Origin of the sequence: Pseudomonas sp. BLCC-B112, from assembly GCF_028550695.1 — a bacterium.
GTDB classification, from domain to species: Bacteria; Pseudomonadota; Gammaproteobacteria; order Pseudomonadales; family Pseudomonadaceae; genus Aquipseudomonas; species Aquipseudomonas danubii.
Map to the genome: position 1 here is coordinate 70,908 of NZ_JAQQGK010000004.1, position 17,394 is coordinate 88,301.

The 17,394-nt window shown below is 62.3% G+C and carries 16 protein-coding genes; 5 read left to right on the plus strand and 11 right to left on the minus strand.

All coding sequences use genetic code 11. The annotated features are described in order from the left end of the window. Nucleotides 1–58 precede the first annotated feature (58 nt). The 9 genes from PQT43_RS11760 to paaG form a co-directional block, all read right to left on the minus strand. Nucleotides 59–1,705, minus strand: a complete 1,647-nt coding sequence (locus tag PQT43_RS11760) for a cation acetate symporter (protein WP_272753971.1) — start codon at nucleotides 1,703–1,705, stop codon at nucleotides 59–61. Beyond that, complete coding sequence (locus tag PQT43_RS11765; protein WP_253085511.1) at nucleotides 1,702–2,010, minus strand: DUF485 domain-containing protein; 309 nt, start codon at nucleotides 2,008–2,010, stop codon at nucleotides 1,702–1,704. The genes PQT43_RS11760 and PQT43_RS11765 overlap by 4 nt, the downstream gene beginning before the upstream one ends. A gap of 49 nt (nucleotides 2,011–2,059) precedes the next feature. Next, nucleotides 2,060–3,136 carry a 1,2-phenylacetyl-CoA epoxidase subunit PaaE gene (paaE, locus tag PQT43_RS11770; protein WP_272753972.1) on the minus strand — a complete coding sequence of 359 codons (1,077 nt, stop codon included), beginning with the start codon at nucleotides 3,134–3,136 and terminating at the stop codon, nucleotides 2,060–2,062. A 29-nt stretch (nucleotides 3,137–3,165) separates the two neighbouring features. Next, a complete protein-coding gene (paaD, locus tag PQT43_RS11775; protein ID WP_272753973.1) occupies nucleotides 3,166–3,696 on the minus strand; it encodes a 1,2-phenylacetyl-CoA epoxidase subunit PaaD in 531 nt (176 codons plus the stop codon). Continuing rightward, the gene (gene paaC / locus PQT43_RS11780) at nucleotides 3,683–4,444 is read right to left on the minus strand and encodes a 1,2-phenylacetyl-CoA epoxidase subunit PaaC (RefSeq protein ID WP_272753974.1); all 762 of its coding nucleotides are present in this window, start codon (nucleotides 4,442–4,444) and stop codon (nucleotides 3,683–3,685) included. Before paaC ends, paaD begins: the two co-directional genes overlap by 14 nt. An 8-nt stretch (nucleotides 4,445–4,452) precedes the next feature. Continuing rightward, nucleotides 4,453–4,734 carry a 1,2-phenylacetyl-CoA epoxidase subunit PaaB gene (gene paaB, locus PQT43_RS11785; protein ID WP_110597045.1) on the minus strand — a complete coding sequence of 94 codons (282 nt, stop codon included), beginning with the start codon at nucleotides 4,732–4,734 and terminating at the stop codon, nucleotides 4,453–4,455. 30 nt (nucleotides 4,735–4,764) lie between these two features. Next, nucleotides 4,765–5,766 (minus strand): 1,2-phenylacetyl-CoA epoxidase subunit PaaA, encoded by a 1,002-nt coding sequence (gene paaA / locus PQT43_RS11790; RefSeq protein ID WP_102879241.1) that lies wholly within the window; start codon nucleotides 5,764–5,766, stop codon nucleotides 4,765–4,767. Nucleotides 5,767–5,944: 178 nt separating this feature from the next. Continuing rightward, nucleotides 5,945–7,264, minus strand: a complete 1,320-nt coding sequence (paaK, locus tag PQT43_RS11795; RefSeq protein WP_102879242.1) for a phenylacetate--CoA ligase PaaK — start codon at nucleotides 7,262–7,264, stop codon at nucleotides 5,945–5,947. A 187-nt stretch (nucleotides 7,265–7,451) separates the two neighbouring features. Next, on the minus strand, nucleotides 7,452–8,243 hold the full coding sequence (paaG, locus tag PQT43_RS11800; protein ID WP_102863586.1) for a 2-(1,2-epoxy-1,2-dihydrophenyl)acetyl-CoA isomerase PaaG: 792 nt from the start codon (nucleotides 8,241–8,243) through the stop codon (nucleotides 7,452–7,454). A gap of 448 nt (nucleotides 8,244–8,691) precedes the next feature. On the opposite strand from paaG, the gene paaY reads away from it, so the two are divergent. From paaY to PQT43_RS11820, 4 genes are all read left to right on the plus strand, one after another. Then, nucleotides 8,692–9,285: a phenylacetic acid degradation protein PaaY gene (gene paaY, locus PQT43_RS11805; protein ID WP_102879244.1), complete on the plus strand. Its 594-nt coding sequence runs from the start codon at nucleotides 8,692–8,694 to the stop codon at nucleotides 9,283–9,285. 64 nt (nucleotides 9,286–9,349) lie between these two features. After that, complete coding sequence (gene paaX / locus PQT43_RS11810; RefSeq protein WP_267268246.1) at nucleotides 9,350–10,273, plus strand: phenylacetic acid degradation operon negative regulatory protein PaaX; 924 nt, start codon at nucleotides 9,350–9,352, stop codon at nucleotides 10,271–10,273. 186 nt (nucleotides 10,274–10,459) lie between these two features. Continuing rightward, nucleotides 10,460–11,470 (plus strand): poly(ethylene terephthalate) hydrolase family protein, encoded by a 1,011-nt coding sequence (locus PQT43_RS11815; RefSeq protein WP_267268245.1) that lies wholly within the window; start codon nucleotides 10,460–10,462, stop codon nucleotides 11,468–11,470. Nucleotides 11,471–11,711: 241 nt separating this feature from the next. Continuing rightward, on the plus strand, nucleotides 11,712–13,859 hold the full coding sequence (locus PQT43_RS11820) for a phosphocholine-specific phospholipase C (protein WP_102879246.1): 2,148 nt from the start codon (nucleotides 11,712–11,714) through the stop codon (nucleotides 13,857–13,859). 183 nt (nucleotides 13,860–14,042) lie between these two features. Here the strand turns inward: PQT43_RS11820 and PQT43_RS11825 are convergent, their stop codons facing one another. Further along, complete coding sequence (locus tag PQT43_RS11825) at nucleotides 14,043–14,309, minus strand: hypothetical protein (protein ID WP_102863502.1); 267 nt, start codon at nucleotides 14,307–14,309, stop codon at nucleotides 14,043–14,045. Nucleotides 14,310–14,662: 353 nt separating this feature from the next. Here PQT43_RS11825 and PQT43_RS11830 point away from each other — a divergent pair, with 353 nt between their 5' ends. Beyond that, the gene (locus PQT43_RS11830) at nucleotides 14,663–15,988 is read left to right on the plus strand and encodes a sigma-54 dependent transcriptional regulator (RefSeq protein WP_110597043.1); all 1,326 of its coding nucleotides are present in this window, start codon (nucleotides 14,663–14,665) and stop codon (nucleotides 15,986–15,988) included. A gap of 69 nt (nucleotides 15,989–16,057) precedes the next feature. Here the strand turns inward: PQT43_RS11830 and PQT43_RS11835 are convergent, their stop codons facing one another. Then, nucleotides 16,058–17,353, minus strand: a complete 1,296-nt coding sequence (locus PQT43_RS11835; RefSeq protein WP_102879248.1) for a hypothetical protein — start codon at nucleotides 17,351–17,353, stop codon at nucleotides 16,058–16,060. Between the last annotated feature and the right edge of the window lie 41 nt (nucleotides 17,354–17,394).

Consider the following 17,394-nt stretch of genomic DNA (forward strand, 5'->3'; position numbering starts at 1 on the left):
AAAGGCTCCGAAGGGTCAATTGAGGGCCGGCGCAGCGTGCTGGGCGCCGGGAAGTAACTCAGTGATGGCTGGCGCCGGAGGCGCCGATGCCGGTCATGGAACGGATGAACTGCGCCAGGTAGCGGCCGCGCTCCAGCTCGGCCCGGGGCGAGCGGTCGCTGACGGACAAAGCCCAAGCGGCAAAGAACGCCAGGCTCATGGAGAACAGCGCCGGGTTGGCGTAGGGAAACAGCGCCTGGGGGTGGTGCAGCACATTGACCCAGACCGCCGGGCTGAGGATCAGCAGGACAATCGCCGAGATCAGCCCGGCCAAGCTGCCGCCCACCGCGCCCCGGGTGGTCAGGCCTTTCCAGAACATGGAAAGAAACAGCACCGGGAAATTCACCGACGCGGCAATCGCCAGCACCAGCCCGGAGAGAAAGGCGATGTTCTGCGACTCGAACAACAGCCCCAGCAGCACCGCCAGGACACCGATGCACAGGGTGGCGATCTTCGAGACGCGCATTTCCTGCTGGGTGCTGGCCTGGCCTTTGCGCATCACGCAGGCATATAGGTCATGGGACACCGCCGAGGCGCCGGACAGCGCCAGCCCGGCCACCACCGCGAGAATGGTGGCGAAGGCCACGGCCGAGATGAAACCCAGGAACAGGTTGCCGCCCACCGCCTGGGCCAGATGCACCGCGATCATGTTGGCGCCGCCGATGATGGCGCCGCTGGCGTCGCGATACTCGGGCTCGGTGCCGACCATGACGATCGCGCCGAAGCCGACCACGATCAGCAACAGATAGAAGTAGCCGATGAAACCAGTGGCATAGAGCACGCTCTTGCGCGCTTCCCGCGCGTCGCTGACGGTGAAGAAGCGCATGAGGATATGGGGCAGCCCGGCGGTGCCGAACATCATTCCCAGGCCCAGGGAAATGGCGTCGATGGGGTTCGACAGCAGCCCGCCGGGGGCCATGATCGCGCTGCCTTTGGCGTGTACCGCACTGGCTCGGGCGAACAGCGCCTCGGTGCTGAAACCGAAGTGCTTGAGCACCATGAAGGCCATGAAACTGGTGCCCGACAGCAGCATCACCGCCTTGATGATCTGCACCCAGGTGGTGGCCAGCATGCCGCCGAAGGTCACGTAGCAGACCATCAGCAGGCCCACCAGCATCACCGCGTGGAGGTAGCTGAGGCCGAACAGCAGTTCGATCAGCTTGCCGGCGCCGACCATCTGCGCCACCAGGTACATCAGGGCCACGGTCAGGGTGCCGAACGCCGAGGTCAGGCGCACCGGCGTCTGGGCCAGGCGATAGGAGACCACGTCGGCGAAGGTGTAGGTGCCCAGGTTGCGCAAGCGTTCGGCGATCAGAAACAGGATGATCGGCCAGCCGGCCAGAACCCCCAGGGCGTACAGCAGGCCGTCGTAGCCATTGAGGAACATCATCGCCGAGATGCCGAGGAAGGACGCCGCGGAGATCATGTCACCGGCAATCGCCAGGCCGTTCTGCAGGCCGCTCATGCCGCCGCCGGCGGTGTAGAAGTCCTTGGCCGAGCGGGTCCGCAAGGCGGCCCAGCGGGTGATCCCCAGGGTCAGCAGGACGAACACCAGGAACATGCCGATGGCGTTCCAGTTCAGCGCGCGGGCGCTGTCGTCGGCGGCCAGGGCCAGGTCCGAGGCCAGCAGGCAGGGCAGCAGGATGACTCCTGCACCGCGCTTCATGACCGGTACTCGCGCTTGAGTTTGTCGTTCAGCGGGTCCAGCAGTTGGTTGGCTTGGTAAACGTAGAAGCCGGTCAGGGCGAAGGCCAGGACGATCATCGCCACCCCCACTGGCATGCCGACGCTGGTGGCCCCGCCGGACAGCGACTGGCCCAGCAGGCCGGGGTGAAAGGCCACCAGCAGGACGAAGCCGTAGTAGGCCAGGAGCATGATCAGGGTCAGCGACCAGTAGAGTCGCTGTTTGCGCCGCACCAGCTGGATAAAGTCCGGGTGGCAGGTGATGCGGTCTATCTCTTGTGGGCTCATGAGGTTTTCTCTGTTGTTCTTGTTATGGGCACGCGCACTACCGGTTCGCTCAGAGCTGGTCGAAGTCCAGCACCACCTTGTCGCTGACCGGGAACGACTGGCAGGCAAGGACGTAACCGGCCGCCACTTCGTAATCTTCCAGGGCGTGGTTGCTGTCCATTTCCACCTCACCTTCGACGACCTTGCATTTGCAGGTGGAGCAGACCCCGGCCTTGCACGAATAGGGCAGTTCGGCGCCTTGGGCGTTGCCAGCGTCCAGCAGGCTCAGGCTGTTGCGCGGCAGGTCGAAGGCCAGGGCCCGGCCATCGCTGATCACGGTGATCTGGCTGACCTGCGGGTCCTGGGCGCGGGTGGCTTCCCGGGCCTGGCGCTTCTGGCTGTCACCGGCGGCGTGGAACAGTTCGAAGTGGATGCGCTCGGCGCCCATGCCGGCTGTCTTGAGGCTGTCGCGCACGGTCTCGGTCATGGCTTGGGGGCCGCAGATGAAGGCCGCGTCCAATTGGCTGACGTCGAGCCAGCGGGTAAATAGCTGCTGGCACTTTTCCTGGTTGATGCGGCCGTTGTAGAGGTCGACGTCCTGCTGCTCGCGGCTGAAGACGAACACCAGGTTCAGGCGCTGCAGGTAGCGGTTTTTCAGGTCTTCCAGCTGTTCGCGAAACAGCGCCGAGGCACTGGAGCGGTTGCCGTAGAGTAGGGTGAAGCGGCTGAGCGGCTCGCCCTCCAGGGTGCTCTTGATGATCGACAGGATCGGCGTGATGCCGCTGCCTGCGGCCACCGCCAGGTAGTGGCCGTGACGCGCCGGATCAAGCTCGACATGGAAGCGGCCTGCGGGGGGCATGACGTCCAGCGACTGCCCGGGTTTGAGCTGTTCGTTGGCAAACGCCGAAAAGCGCCCGCCGACGACGCGCTTCACCGCGATGCGCAGTTCGCCGTCATTGACGCCGCTGCAGATCGAATAAGAGCGCCGTACCTCCTCGCCCTCAAGCTCGGCGCGCAGCACCAGGTGCTGGCCCTGGGTGAAGTGGAACTGCGCCTGCAGGTGCTGGGGTATGTCGAAGGCGATGGACACCGCGTCGCGGGTTTCGCTGCGCACGTCCTTGATGGTCAGGGAATGGAACTGGCTCATGCTGATTCTCCTCTGAGGCGGCGAGCGGCTCAGATGCACTTGAAATAGTCGAAGGGTTCCAGGCAGTCGCGGCAGCGGTACAGGGCCTTGCAAGCGGTGGAGCCGAATTCGCTGAGGCGCTCGCTGTGGGCGCTGCCGCATTGCGGGCAGAGCACTTCGGGCACCTCCCCCAGCAGGCTGCGCTTGCTGCTGCCCGAAGGCGGCGCGATGCCATAGGCTCGCAAGCGCTGGCGACCGCGCTCGGTGATCCAGTCGGTGGTCCAGGCCGGGGTCAGCTGGCGTATCAGCCGCGGGGCCTGGAAACCGGCCTGTTCCAGGGCCTGGCGGATATCGCTCTCGATCACTTCGGTGGCCGGGCAGCCGGAGTAGGTCGGGGTGACCGCCACCTGCAGATGGCCGGCCTGCCAGTCCAGGTCGCGCACGATACCCAGGTCGAGCACGCTGACCACTGGCACCTCCGGGTCCATGACCTGATCCAGGGTGCTCCAGGCCAGCTCCAGATCGCCTTGTTGCAGCGCGCGCGCACCCTGGTCGCTGCCGATCAATTCACCAGACCGCATCGGGATAGGCCCTCGGCAGGAATTGCATCTGGGCCAGCAGCGGGCCCAGGTGCTCGGTGTGCAGGCCCTGGCGCGCATCCAGGTAGAAGTGGCTCGGGGCTTCGGGCACGGGCAGAGTGGCCCGGGCGAACAGGGTTTCGACGCAGGCGCGCCAGGCGTCGGCCACCTGGACCGGATCGGCCCACAGGCCGGCCCGGTGCAGTTCGATTTCAGCGGCGTGTTGGTCGATCAGCTCGCCAGTGAAGCGCCACAGCCGCGGGATCGCCTGAAGCATGCGCTGGTGGCTTTCCTCGGTGCCGTCTCCCAGGCGCTCGACCCATTCGCTGGAGCGGCGCAGATGGTAGGTGACTTCCTTGAGCGCTTTGGCGGCGATGCCGGCCATCCGTTCATCCGTTGATTGGCTCAGGCCCTTGAGGGTTTCCAGGTGCCAGGCGTCGTAGAAAAACTGCTTGAGCAGGGTGACCGCGAAATCGCCATTGGGCTGCTCCACCAGCAACAGGTTGCGGTAGGCTCGCTCGTCCCGGCGGAAGGCCAGGTGATCGGCGTCGCGCCCATCGGCCAGCAGTTCGGCGGCATAGTCCAGCCAGTTGCGGGCCTGGCCCACCAGATCGAGGCCGACGTTCATCAGCGCCAGTTCTTCTTCCAGGGCCGGGGCCCGGCCGCACCATTCGCACAGGCGCTGGCCCTGGATCAGGGCGCTGTCGCCGAGGCGCAGCAGGTGGTTGATCAGATCGTTTGCAGGGGTCATGGCCGGCCTCACATGTGTCCGACTTCAGGGGGCAGCTGGTAGAAGCTGGCGTGGCGGTAGACCTTGTCGTCCGCAGGATCGAACAGCGGGTCCTTGTCATCCGGGGAGGAGGCGACGATCTGCGCCGAGGGCACCACCCACAGGCTGACGCCTTCGCTGCGTCGGGTGTACAGGTCCCGGGCATTGTTCATGGCCATGGCGTCGTCGGCGGCATGCACGCTGCCCACATGTTTGTGATTGAGGCCGTGCTTGCTGCGCACGAAGACTTCGTAAAGGGTCCATTCAGACATGGCATTGACTCCGGATCAGGCTGGGCGCGCTCAGGCGGCGTTCTTGTTGGCTTTCTTCTGGGCTTTCTTCTGGGCGTGGGCCACGGCGGCGGCCCGGACCCAGGCGCCGTCGTCGATGGCTTGGCGGCGAGTCTCCAGGCGCTCCTGGTTGCACGGGCCGTTGCCCTTGAGCACCTCGTAGAATTCCTGCCACTGGATTTCGCCGAAGTCGTAATGACCGCGCTCGGCGTTCCATTTCAGCTCCGGGTCGGGGCAGGTGCAGCCCAGCAGCTCCAGTTGCGGGATGGTCTGGTCGATGAAGCGCTGGCGCAGTTCGTCGTTGCTCTGGCGCTTGATCTTCCAGGCCATGGACTGGGCACTGTTGGGGGAGTGTTCGTCGCTGGGGCCGAACATCATCAGCGCTGGCCACCAGAGGCGGTTGATGGCGTCCTGGACCATCTCCCGCTGTGCCGGGTTGCCCTCGCGCATCATGGTCAGGAGGATTTCGTAGCCCTGGCGCTGGTGGAAGCTCTCTTCCTTGCAGATGCGCACCATGGCCCGGGAGTAGGGGCCATAGGAGGTGCGTTGCAGCACCACCTGATTGACGATGGCGGCACCGTCCACCAGCCAGCCCACGGCGCCCATGTCGGCCCAGTTCAGGGTCGGGTAGTTGAAGATGCTCGAATACTTGGCCCGGCCGCTGTGGAGCTTGGCGATTTCCTCGTCGCGATCGGCGCCGAGGGTTTCCATGGCGCTGTACAGGTACAGGCCGTGGCCGGCTTCGTCCTGGATCTTGGCCATCAGTTGCAGCTTGCGCTTGAGGGTCGGGGCGCGGGTGACCCAGTTGCCTTCGGGCAACATGCCGACGATTTCCGAATGGGCGTGCTGGGAAATCTGCCGGATCAGGGTCTGGCGGTAGGCATCGGGCATCCAGTTCTTGGCCTCGATCTTGATTTCCCCGTCGATTTTTTCCTGGAAGGTGCGCTCCTGCTCGGACATTTCTGCCAGCGGCTTGATGCGCTTGATCCCCGTCTCTACCAGCTGTGCGTACATGAGTGTCTCCCGGGTTGCAGGTGTGGGTGAGGCTGTGAATGTTTATATGTGATACACAAATAAATATCAAACACAAAATAACGTGTCATGTTTTGTTTCCGTATCGCTTTGCCTCGCGGCTTGAATGGCGGGCGAAAAAAAGCCCCGTCATGGCGGGGCTCCAGTGCTTGCGTCAACGCTATTTGCGGCGGTCGACCACTCGGCAGGCCTTGCCTTCCGAACGCTTGATGCTGAAGGGGGGCTGTAAAACGATACGTGAGCTGATGCCGATATGGGTCTTTATGTGGCGACTGAGCTCGCTGCAGATGGCCCTTTGCTGTTCATCTCCCAGCTGCTGATGCTCGCTCTTGAGCTCGACGTGAATGTCGACGCTGTCGAGGTTGCCGTGGCGATACAGATGGATCTCGTAACAGGGGGCCAGGTGCACGGCTTTGAGCACTTGCTCCTCCACCTGGGTGGGAAACACATTGACTCCGCGAATGATCAGCATGTCGTCGCTGCGCCCGGTGATCTTGTCGATGCGTCGCATGGGCCGCGCCGTCCCCGGCAGCAGGCGGGTCAGGTCGCGGGTGCGGTAACGGATCATCGGCAGTGCCTCCTTGCTCAGGGAGGTGAGCACCAGCTCGCCCATTTCGCCATCGGGCAGCACCTGAGCGGTCAGCGGGTCGATGATTTCGGGGTAGAAATGATCCTCCCAGAGGGTCGGGCCGTCGCGGGTCTCGGCGCATTCCATGGCCACTCCCGGACCGATGATCTCCGACAGCCCGTAGATATCCAGGGCGCGGATGCCCAGGCGCTGCTCGATGGCGCTGCGCAGTTCGTCGGTCCAGGGTTCGGCGCCGAAGATTCCCAGGCGCAGGGCCAGCTTGTGGGGATCGAGGCCCTGGCGTTCGATCTCGTCGGCGATATTGAGCATGTAGGACGGCGTGACCATGATGATGTCCGGCTGGAAATCCTTGATCAGTTGCACCTGCTTCTCGGTCTGGCCGCCGGACATGGGAATCACGGTGCACCCCAGGCGTTCGGCACCGTAGTGTGCCCCCAGGCCGCCGGTGAACAGGCCGTAGCCATAGGAAACATGCACCTTGTCGCCGGGCCGGCCGCCGGCCGCGCGGATCGACCGGGCCACCACCTGGGCCCAGGTATCGATGTCGTTGCGGGTATAGCCCACCACCGTGGGCTTGCCGGTGGTGCCGCTGGAGGCATGCAGGCGTACCACCTCCTGCATGGGCACCGCGAACATGCCGTAGGGGTAGTTGTCCCGCAGGTCGGACTTGGTGGTGAAGGGCAGTTGGGCAAGGTCCTCCAGGCGCTGGATGTCCTGGGGGTGCACGCCCAGGGCGTCGAAGCGCTGGCGATACAGGGGGACGTTGGCGTAGGCGTGGTTCAGGCTCCAGCGCAGGCGCTCCAGCTGATGCTGGCGCAAGTGGTCGATGCTGGCGGTTTCCATCGGGTCCAGCGGCGCTTCGGGCACGGTTCTGGCTATCGGCATGTTCATGGTGTCACTCGTATTGTTGTTGTCGTTCAACCCGTCACTGCGGGTTCTGAGTGCATGACCCGCAAGAGGCACGAAGGGCTTGCGGGGAGTTCTGCAGGCGCGGGTTGGCGCCTCTGGAGGATCAGGGGGGGCCCATGCCCCGGCACCCACTGCGGCAGTCTCTGCGCTACGACGCAGCGGGGCCATGTCAGCGCCCCTTGAACACAGGAGGGCGCTTGTCCATGAAGGCGCTGACACCTTCTCGATAGTCTTCGCTGCGTCCCGCCAGGCGTTGCAGGTCGCGCTCCAGCTCCAGTTGCTGGTCGAAGCTGTTGTGCAGGCTGGCATTCAGGCTGCGTTTGATCAGCGCCAGGCCATAGGTGGGTTGAGTCGCCAGGTGTCGGGCCAGGCTCAGGGCTTCATCGCGCAGCAAGGCGTCGTCCACGCACTGGTAGATCAGTCCCCATTGCTCGGCCTGTTCGGCGCTCAGGCGGTTGCCGAGCAGGGCCAGGGCCTTGGCCCGGGCCATGCCCACCAGCCGTGGCAGCAGCCAGGTGCCGCCGGAATCGGGAATCAGCCCGAGTTTGCAGAAGGCCTGGATAAAGCTCGCGGAGCGCGCTGCCAGTACCAGGTCGCAGGCCAGGGGCAGGTTGGCGCCAGCGCCGGCGGCCACGCCATTGACCGCACAGATCACCGGCAATGGCAGGTCGCGCAGCTCGCGCACCAGCGGGTTGTAGAACTGTTCGATGGATTCCCCCAGGTCAGGCGCTGCATCGCCGGGGGCGACGTCGCGCTCGCCAAGGTCTTGCCCCGCGCAGAAGCCGCGGCCTTCGCCGGTCAGGAGTAGGACCCGCACCTCGGGGTTGTTGCGCACGTGCTTGAGGGCCGCCTGCACCTCGCCATGCATCTGTGGGTTGAAACTGTTGAGCTGTTCGGGACGGTTGAGGCTGAGGAGGGCGACGCCCTCGCTGATGGAGAACAGGATGGTGGCAAAGTTCATGGTCGGGTGTTGAGGCATGGCGGATGTCCTCGGAGTGATGCGGCCGGTTGCCGGCTCGATTGTCGGGTCGGCCCGGGAGCCGGTTTTCGCCGAGTATATCGCCAATGCGATACATAAAATCAAGATTAATAGATTGTTAATGTGTCCTATCTTTCGGCTTCAGCTGCGTTCTATTCGGGGCGGCAGGTCGATGGGATGCTGCCTTGGGCCGGTAATTGAGGCCGTATCCTTTATGCTTTGCGGGTTGTGGCGCCTGTGGCGAGCCAGGCCTGTGTCTTGGAGAACGGTTGTGTAGCGAGAATAACCTGATACAAAATGCCGTCCGCGTTGTATCGGTATCCTGGATTGGGTGGCGTCGCGCATTCTCGGCGTTGTATTCGCAGGCAAGTGCAGCGCCCCCCAGCCGCTCCAACAACAGCAGTTTCTGCTGATCAGAGAGGGAAGCAGCATGACGTGCTACAGCCTTGATGGCTTGATTCCGGTGGTCGATCCCAGTGCCTATGTGCACCCTTCGGCGGTGCTGATCGGCGATGTGATAGTCGGCCCCCATTGCTATGTCGGCCCCCTGGCCAGCCTGCGGGGGGATTTTGGCCGGATTGTCCTCGAAGAGGGGGCCAATCTGCAGGACACCTGTGTGATGCATGGTTTCCCCGATAGCGACACGGTGGTGGAGCGCAATGGCCATGTCGGCCATGGCGCAGTGTTGCACGGTTGCCGGATTGGCGCCGACGCGCTGGTGGGCATGAATGCGGTGGTGATGGACAACGCCTTCATTGCGCCGCGTTCCTTCGTTTCGGCGGCGGCGCTGGTCAAGGCCGGTTTCGAATGCGCGCCGCAATCGCTGGTGATGGGCGCGCCGGCGCGGGTCACGCGTCAGTTGAGCGACGAGGAAGTGGCCTGGAAGCTGGCCGGCACTCGGGAGTACCAGCACTTGACCCGTCGCTGCCTGGAGCAGATGCAAGTCTGTGAGCCGCTGTCTCGGGTCGAGGACGACCGGCCGCGAATCGCCGACGGCGGCTTTCGTCCCAAGGCCGGCCAATGAACACCCCGGGCCGCTGCGACGGCCTGAAACCGGCTATATTCCTTCCTTTTTTTCCGGTACGCCCATGTCGTCCCTAGCGCCACTGAACCATCTGATCAAACGCTTTCAGGAGCAGACCCCGATCCGCGCCAGTTCGCTGATCATCACCCTGTACGGCGATGCCATCGAACCCCATGGCGGCACCGTCTGGCTGGGCAGCCTGATTCAACTGCTGGAGCCCATGGGGATCAACGAGCGGCTGATCCGCACTTCGATCTTCCGCCTGAGCAAGGAGGGGTGGCTGACTGCCGAAAAGGTCGGGCGCCGCAGTTATTACAGCCTGACCCTGGCCGGTCGCCGGCGATTCGACAAGGCGTTCAAGCGGGTCTACAGCGCCGGTGTGCCGGCCTGGGATGGTTCCTGGAGCCTGGTAATGCTCGGACAACTGCAACCGGAGTTGCGCAAGCAAGTGCGTGAAGAGTTGGAGTGGCAAGGGTTTGCCGCGATGGCGCCGCTGATGCTGGCGTGCCCGCGCAGCGATCGCGCCGATATCAATGCCACCTTGCTGGAGCTTGGCGCCCAGGACGACACCATTGTCTTTGCCACTGCACCCGAGGACGTGCTCGGCTCCAGGGCCCTGCGCCAGCAGGTGCGCGAGAGCTGGAACATTGACGAACTGGCAGCCCATTACAGTGAATTCATCCAACTGTTTCGCCCCCTCTGGCAGGCCCTGCGCGAGCAGGAGCAGTTGCAACCATCCGACTGTTTCCTGGCTCGCCTGCTGCTGATTCATGAGTACCGCAAGCTGTTGCTGCGCGACCCGCAGTTGCCGGACGAACTGCTTCCCGGCGATTGGGAGGGCCGTGCGGCGCGCCAGCTGTGTCGCAACATCTATCGCTTGATCCAGGCCAAGGCCGAGGAGTGGCTGGCCACGGCTCTGGAGAGCGCTGATGGCCCGCTACCGGATGTGGGGGAAAGCTTCTATCGGCGCTTCGGTGGGCTGCTCTAGTTTGAATAAGGATTGACCTTGGAATTTGTCTTGTTCTAGGGTCGCCAGAGTCCGCTGGGCAACTAAGGTTGAGTGTTTCAGGCTTGTTGCAGTGAGATGAAGTTCAGGTGATTGGCAGTAGTGAGTGCACGGCCAGGAGGGAGTATCCGGTCTTGCAGGGAAAGCAGGCAGATAAAGGAACTATCAATGAGATCGATACGCAAGGTGGCAGTGCAACTATGTTTGGCTGGAGTCTTAGTTGCTTTTGGGAGTCTGGCCGGTGCCTCGCAACTTGTTCCGGCACTGGGGCTGGCCAATGATCAATATGCCAAGTCTCCAGGGCCCTACAAGGTCACTACCAATGCGGTCTTGAGTGACTGTCGCGGTCTGTTGGGTGTATTGGCGAGGATCATGCTGCTGGACAACAGCGTTCAATGCAATTCGTCCTTTCCCTATGGGTTTGCCAGTCCGGTTTCCACCAGTGTTTATTATCCGAGCAATATAAGGAATCTGGACAAGTTGCCGGCGGTCAACTTTGTTGGCGGCATCCTTTCCAATCAGGGGCAATACACCGATTTGATGAGGCTGTGGGCGAGTTACGGTTTTATCGTGATCATCTCCTCCGACTTCATCAATACCGCGCCCACCATGCATGTCCTGGGTGCCCTTGAGCTGAGCAAGCTCAACCAGGACCCAACCTCACCGTTGTTCGGCAAGGTCGATCTGACTCGCACGATAGTGGCGGGGCATTCCGCTGGCGGCGGGGCGTCGATCCTCTCGTCGAGCCTGCTGCCTGGCACCTTGCAGGGCATCGATCCACAGCTGCGCTACATCGGCTCACTGCCCATCGAACCCGGTCCCATAGGCCTGGGCTCCACCGTCAAGACCCCGACCCTGGTGCTTACCGGGGCCGCGGATGTAGTGGTGCCGGCCTGGGCCTGGCCGCGGCTTTGGCAGGGCGGGTTGATCAAGGCGGTGCCGGGATGGAGTGCCACGGCCCATAACGCCACCCATTTCAGTCCGGTGCGCAGTGTCCGGGAAAACGAGTTCGCCGGTATTACAACGGCCTGGATTCTATATCTGGGCAAGAATGATCCGGGGGCCAAGGAGTACTTTGTCGGTCCGGACTACAAACTCGCGCGGGACCCGCAGTTTATCCGGCTGGCGTTCAATCCGTTGCGGGTTCAACGCAATGAAGTGGCGGACAATCTTCAGTAAGGCGACGGGTCGATATTGTTTCTGGACCTGGCTATTGATGACAAGTTTGCAGGCTCGGGTGTTTTCTTCATAAAACATTCTTTTGCAACCTTGAAAACATGGTCAATTTGCGAAGTCGCAGGTCTGGGCAATATCGGCTTGATGTAATTGCAATGGCAATGTCACTGCCTTGTTATTTGAAATGAATACTTTTGCTTGCAGCGTCATATATCGCGCTGCAACCACAAGGATTCAAAGACCCATGCCCAGTCTTTCACGCAGGAAGCTATTGCAAGCGGCCGCTATCGGTTCATTCTTTTCATCCTTGCCCCTGGCTATTCGCCAAGCCCTGGCCATACCGGCGAATAACCGTACGGGGACGATCAAGGATGTCGAACACGTAGTGATCCTGATGCAGGAAAATCGCTCTTTCGATCATTACTTCGGTACTTTTCCCGGGGTACGGGGCTTCAGCGACCGCTTTACCATTCCACTGCCCGGTCAGCGCACGGTCTGGGAGCAACAGGGTAAGGGCCGGCTGGTGATGCCCTATCACCTGGACAGCAGCAAAGGCAACGCCCAGCGCGTCAGTGGCACGCCTCATTCATGGGTGGATGCCCATTCGGCCTGGGACAACGGCCGCATGAGCGCCTGGCCGACCCACAAGACAGCGACGTCCATGGGCTATTACCGTGAGCAGGAGCTGCCATTCCAGTTCGCCCTGGCCAACACCTTCACCCTGTGCGACGCCTATCACTGTTCGGTACACGCCGGGACCAACCCCAATCGGTTGTTTCTCTGGACCGGCAGCAACGGCCCGAGCGCGGCAAAGGTCGCTGCGGTGGTCAATGAATGGGATGGCCCGGGTGCGGTAAACGTCGGCTACAGCTGGAAGACCTATCCCGAACGCCTGGAAGAGCAGGGTGTCAGTTGGAAGGTCTACCAGCACCTGCCGGACAATTTTGGCGACAACCCCCTGGCCGGCTTCCGTCAGTACCGCGCCGCCAGCGTACAGGTGGGCAATCCGGCCCAACCGCCCAAGGACTTCAATGCCTTTGTGCCTTACAGCGATGCCTTGAACGCCGTCGCTGCGTTGTACAAGGGCAATGGCAATACCTTGCCGGCCAGCAGCGGCAGCAATCTGGAGGCGATCATTGGTGGATTTCGCAATGACGTGCAGGCCGGCAAGTTGCCCCAGGTCAGCTGGATTGTGGCGCCGGCCGCCTATTCCGAGCATCCCGGCCCATCGAGTCCGGTCCAGGGCGGCTGGTTCACCCAGGAGATTCTCCTGGCGTTGACCCGCAATCCCGAGGTCTGGAGCAAGACCGTGCTGTTGCTGACCTACGATGAAAACGATGGCTTCTTCGATCATATGCCGTCGCCGTCGGCACCTTCCCAGCGTCAGGATGGCAGCTTTGCCGGCAAGTCCACGCTGGGTTTCGACAGCGAACTGTTCAAGCATCCGGCGCCACCCGGTTCGACCCAGCAACCGCTGCCCGATGGCGGCGTGTATGGTCCCGGGCCGCGGGTACCGATGCTGGTGCTGTCTCCCTGGAGCCGGGGAGGCTGGGTCAATTCCCAGGTGTTCGATCACACCTCGGTGCTGCAATTTCTCGAAAAACGCTTTGGCGTGCGCGAGCCCAATATCAGTGCATGGCGGCGGGCGGTATGTGGCGACCTGACGTCGGCGTTGAATTTCGTCGACCCCAACCATGAGCCATTGCCGGCGCTGCAGACCACCACCCGGCAGGCCGCCGACGCTTTGCGCCAGCGCCAGGAGAAGCTGCTCCAGGTGCCGCTACCCTTGGCCAGCCAGCAGTTGCCACCGCACCAGCCGCGGCTGGCCCGACCTTCACGGGCACTGCCTTATCGTCTGCATGTCGACAGCCAGGTGGACCCCAAGGCCAAGACCCTGTCCCTGAGCTTGCAGAACACTGGCGAGCAGGGCGCGGTGTTCCATGTGTACGACGGCCTGCACCTGAGCGATATCCCGCGGCGCTACACGGTGGAGGCCGGCAAGGCGCTGCAGGACAGCTGGCCAGTGGTGGAGCGCTACCAGCTGTGGGTATTGGGTCCCAATGGCTTCCACCGCAGCTTCAGCGGCCAACTGCAACAGCTCCAGCCTGAGCTGTTGGTGACGTCCAGCAATAACCAACTGCAGTTCACCCTGAGCAATCCGGGGACGCGTGGGGTATCGGTCACTATCGATCGCTGCCCTTATACCCAACAGGGACCATGGACCCTGGTCGTGCCTGGGGGGGCAGAGGTGCGCCAGGTTTTCGCCTGTGAGTCCAGCGGTGGCTGGTATGACTTGACCCTGCGCAGTGACGCAGGCTGGTTGCGCAGGGTAGCCGGACGACTGGAAACCGGGGCACACAGTATCAGTGACCCGCTGATGGGGCGGCCCTGAGAGGGCATCGATGAAGCAAAAGGGACACTGGTTGGAAATAGCGAGGAGGTGCAGCTTCTGCACTAGCGAAAACAACCACTACGCTGAAGATAAAAGTTGCAGCGAGGGAAAAATAGATAGCGTGCTTAGTTGTTTTGCCTAAATAGCGGATCACCTGTTCGGGTGATCCGCTAACAGCATCACTTACTTGGGCATGGCCCAGGACTGCAAGATATAACCTTCCTGGCTCAGTTCAGCGCGGGCTTGTTTGAGCAGGTCTTCCAGTTGGGCTGGATCGGAGTAGGCACTGCTGGGAATCTGGGTGTGACCGATACGGGTACTGGTACGGTCGATGACGCTCAGGCTGAGCTCGCCGTTCCCGTCCTGTGGGGCCCAGGCCACGCATTGAAAAGGCTTGAATGCGCGGTCGGCGATCAAAAGTGCTTCGTTTCTACGGAGCGGGGCGTTCATGGGGTCTTCTCTCTATGTGCCCAATCAGATGATGTGCCGTCGGTTGGGCTTACCGTTCGGCTGGTCACTTGTACTGATGCACTGAGGTAGTGATCGGGTCACACTGAAAAACAAGTTTTTACAACTTTCGTACGTGGGCCCTGTGACAACACCATTAGTTACGGGGTTCTTAAAAAAAGACTGCGACAATCAGTCGCTCGGGGCGAAGTTCTGGCAGCGCGTTAGTTCCTTTGGTAAGCAGCGCTATAAGCAATTGATACATTCAAGCGTCAAGTTCTTGCTAACGTTACAGCCAGGTTTGCCAAACCACTGTTTCTAATAACTTTTCCCTCTTTTGGCGCCAAGGACCAGTCATGCTCGAAGCTCCCGTGCAGCGCCGCTTGCTGGTGGTCGACCCCTGTGATGACTGCCATCGTCTTCTGCCCGGGCTGCGCGCTATTGGCTGGGATGTGGACAGCTGTGACCTGGAGTCTGCCCGCGAGCGCTCCTGCGATGTCGGCTTGCTGCGCCTGCAACCTTTTCACCTGGAGCGTCCGGAAGCGGTCAAGGACCTGATCAGCCACAGCGGCACCGAGTGGATCGCGGTGCTGAGTCCGGAAGTCCTGCGCCTGCAAAAGGTCGGTGACTTTGTCTGTGAATGGTTTTTCGACTTCCATACCCTGCCGTTCGACGTCTCCCGGGTCCAGGTGACCCTGGGACGGGCCTTCGGCATGGCCCGCCTCAGGGGCCAGGGCGCGGTCCATGTGGACCAGCCCGAGCACGAGTTGTTGGGGAGCAGCCGGCCCATCCGCGACCTGCGCAAGCTGCTGAGCAAGCTGGCGCCCACCGAGTCGCCGGTACTGATCCGCGGCGAGAGCGGCACCGGCAAGGAGCTGGTGGCGCGTACCCTGCATCGCCAGTCCCAGCGTCACGACAAGCCATTTGTGGCGATCAACTGCGGGGCGATTCCCGAACACCTGATCCAGTCCGAACTCTTCGGCCATGAAAAGGGCGCTTTTACCGGGGCGCACCAGCGCAAGGTCGGGCGCATCGAGGCGGCCCACGGCGGCACTTTGTTCCTCGATGAGATCGGCGATCTGCCGCTGGAGCTGCAAGCCAATCTGCTGCGCTTCCTGCAGGAAAAGCACATCGAGCGTGTGGGCGGCAGCCAGCCGATACCGGTGGATGTCAGGGTCCTGGCTGCGACCCACGTGGACCTCGAGGCGGCCATCACCAGCGGTCGTTTTCGTGAGGACCTGTATTACCGGTTGAACGTGCTGCAGGTGATTACCGCGCCACTGCGTGAGCGTCATGGCGATTTAGGGATGCTGGCCAGCCACTTTGCCCACTTCTACAGCCAGGAAACCGGACGCCGGCCACGCAGTTTCAGTGAGGACGCCCTGGTGGCCATGGGCAAGCACGACTGGCCGGGCAATGTCCGCGAACTGGCCAACCGGGTGCGCCGGGGCCTGGTACTGGCCGAGGGCCGGCAGATTCAGGCCAGTGATCTGGGCTTGCAAGGCCTGCAAGCCCAGGATCTGCCCATGGGCACCCTGGAGGACTACAAGCACCGCGCCGAGCGTCAGGCCCTGTGCGACGTGCTCAACCGGCACAGTGACAACCTCAGCGTTGCCGCCCGGGTCCTGGGCATCTCGCGTCCGACTTTCTACCGTTTGCTGCACAAACACCAGATCCGCTAGGGCGGCAAAAACGCCAAGGCCCGCTGCGATTGGGGAATCGCCGCGGGCCTTGGCGTTTTTGCCGGTGGATCAGAAGTAGTAAGGGAATTTCAGGCTGAAGGTGAAGGCCGGGGCGTCCTCGGTCAGGCCGATGGACAGGTTGGGCACAATGGTCAGGTTGTCGGTGGCCGCAATGGTCATGCCGACGTTGAAGTAACCGGCGTTGGCGTCGCTGGAAACCACCGACTGCCAATCGCCGCCATCCTGCTTGAGTTTGCTCTTGCGCTGTATCAGGTCGGACACCGAGAAGGACATGCTCATCTTCTCGTTGAGGGCGAAAGCCACACCGGCGCCGATCTGGAAGCTGTCGCCCAGGCGGACTTTGCCAGGGGTCTTGCTGCCAACCGTGGAACTGATGTCGTCAAACGACTCTTCCAGGTTGTGGGTGTAGGCCAAGGTGCCGAACAGCACCGCCGGATCGAAAGTCTTGACCAGGGAGATCCCGGGGGTGATCGACCAGACACCGTTACCGGTCGGCAGGCTTTCAGGTACGAACAGGTTGTTGTTGCCCGCAGATTGCACCAGCTTGATCCCGAACGGTTCCTTGCCGGTGGGGGCCTTGACTCGCAGGGTCGCCACGGCGTCGGGCCAGAACTCCGATTCGTCGAGGAATTTGTAAGCCACGCCGAAGTTCACGTCCCCCAATGTCGGGTCACGGGTCACCGATTCTTCGGTGGTCTGGGTGCCGGCACCGCCGCCACCACCGGACTGGAAGGTGGACTCGCGATACAGCACGGGGGCGTTGATGTCGAATTGCCAGCGGTTGTTGAGGTTATAGCGAGCGGTCAGGTCCAGGGTCCAGGTATCGGATTTGATCCGGTCCAGGTTGATGTTGCCGAGAAAGATCGAGTCCAGCGCAAGGAAGCCGTTGACCGTGAGTTGCCGAGCGTCGTAGCGGGCGTAGGTCAAGCCGGTCTCGACGCTGAACTTGCCGCCACCGAAGAAGCCACTGGCCTCGTCGTACAGGTTGCTGACGCTTTGGGCCGGAGCCGAATCGTCCTTGAGCGACTGACCGTAGGAAGCGCCCCCGGCTGCTCCTCCGGACGCCGCTGCGGCGCCAGTGCCGGCAACCTGTTGATTGCCTCTGAGATCAGCTGGCGATTTGGCCAGGCGCTTGGGCGGTGGCGCCGCGGGTTGGTCTTCTACCTGCCGGACTCGCTGCTCCAGTACCGCCAGGGCCTTCTGCTGCACTTCGTAACGTTGCTTGAGCTCCAGAAGTTCGCGTTTCAGGGTCTCTACATCGGCATCCGGCGCGGCTTGAACCAGCGCCGCCGGAAATAGAGTGCTTAAACACATGACTGCGCGCAGTGACACCGATCGGTACATGAAATAAACCGTCCCTTGTGAACCCCAATGGTCGAGAACCA

What these genes read in the sequence shown, in the direction of transcription:
- paaG (WP_102863586.1), bottom strand. Translation starts at nt 8,243, where the DNA reads ATGAACTTTGCCACCATCCTGTTCTCCATCAGCGAGGGCGTCGCCCTC.
- paaY (WP_102879244.1), top strand. Translation starts at nt 8,692, where the DNA reads ATGACGTGCTACAGCCTTGATGGCTTGATTCCGGTGGTCGATCCCAGT.
- paaK (WP_102879242.1), bottom strand. Translation starts at nt 7,264, where the DNA reads ATGAACATGCCGATAGCCAGAACCGTGCCCGAAGCGCCGCTGGACCCG.
- PQT43_RS11835 (WP_102879248.1), bottom strand. Translation starts at nt 17,353, where the DNA reads ATGTACCGATCGGTGTCACTGCGCGCAGTCATGTGTTTAAGCACTCTA.
- PQT43_RS11815 (WP_267268245.1), top strand. Translation starts at nt 10,460, where the DNA reads ATGAGATCGATACGCAAGGTGGCAGTGCAACTATGTTTGGCTGGAGTC.
- PQT43_RS11765 (WP_253085511.1), bottom strand. Translation starts at nt 2,010, where the DNA reads ATGAGCCCACAAGAGATAGACCGCATCACCTGCCACCCGGACTTTATC.
- PQT43_RS11830 (WP_110597043.1), top strand. Translation starts at nt 14,663, where the DNA reads ATGCTCGAAGCTCCCGTGCAGCGCCGCTTGCTGGTGGTCGACCCCTGT.
- paaX (WP_267268246.1), top strand. Translation starts at nt 9,350, where the DNA reads ATGTCGTCCCTAGCGCCACTGAACCATCTGATCAAACGCTTTCAGGAG.
- paaC (WP_272753974.1), bottom strand. Translation starts at nt 4,444, where the DNA reads ATGACCCCTGCAAACGATCTGATCAACCACCTGCTGCGCCTCGGCGAC.
- paaE (WP_272753972.1), bottom strand. Translation starts at nt 3,136, where the DNA reads ATGAGCCAGTTCCATTCCCTGACCATCAAGGACGTGCGCAGCGAAACC.
- paaB (WP_110597045.1), bottom strand. Translation starts at nt 4,734, where the DNA reads ATGTCTGAATGGACCCTTTACGAAGTCTTCGTGCGCAGCAAGCACGGC.
- PQT43_RS11820 (WP_102879246.1), top strand. Translation starts at nt 11,712, where the DNA reads ATGCCCAGTCTTTCACGCAGGAAGCTATTGCAAGCGGCCGCTATCGGT.
- paaD (WP_272753973.1), bottom strand. Translation starts at nt 3,696, where the DNA reads ATGCGGTCTGGTGAATTGATCGGCAGCGACCAGGGTGCGCGCGCGCTG.
- paaA (WP_102879241.1), bottom strand. Translation starts at nt 5,766, where the DNA reads ATGTACGCACAGCTGGTAGAGACGGGGATCAAGCGCATCAAGCCGCTG.
- PQT43_RS11825 (WP_102863502.1), bottom strand. Translation starts at nt 14,309, where the DNA reads ATGAACGCCCCGCTCCGTAGAAACGAAGCACTTTTGATCGCCGACCGC.
- PQT43_RS11760 (WP_272753971.1), bottom strand. Translation starts at nt 1,705, where the DNA reads ATGAAGCGCGGTGCAGGAGTCATCCTGCTGCCCTGCCTGCTGGCCTCG.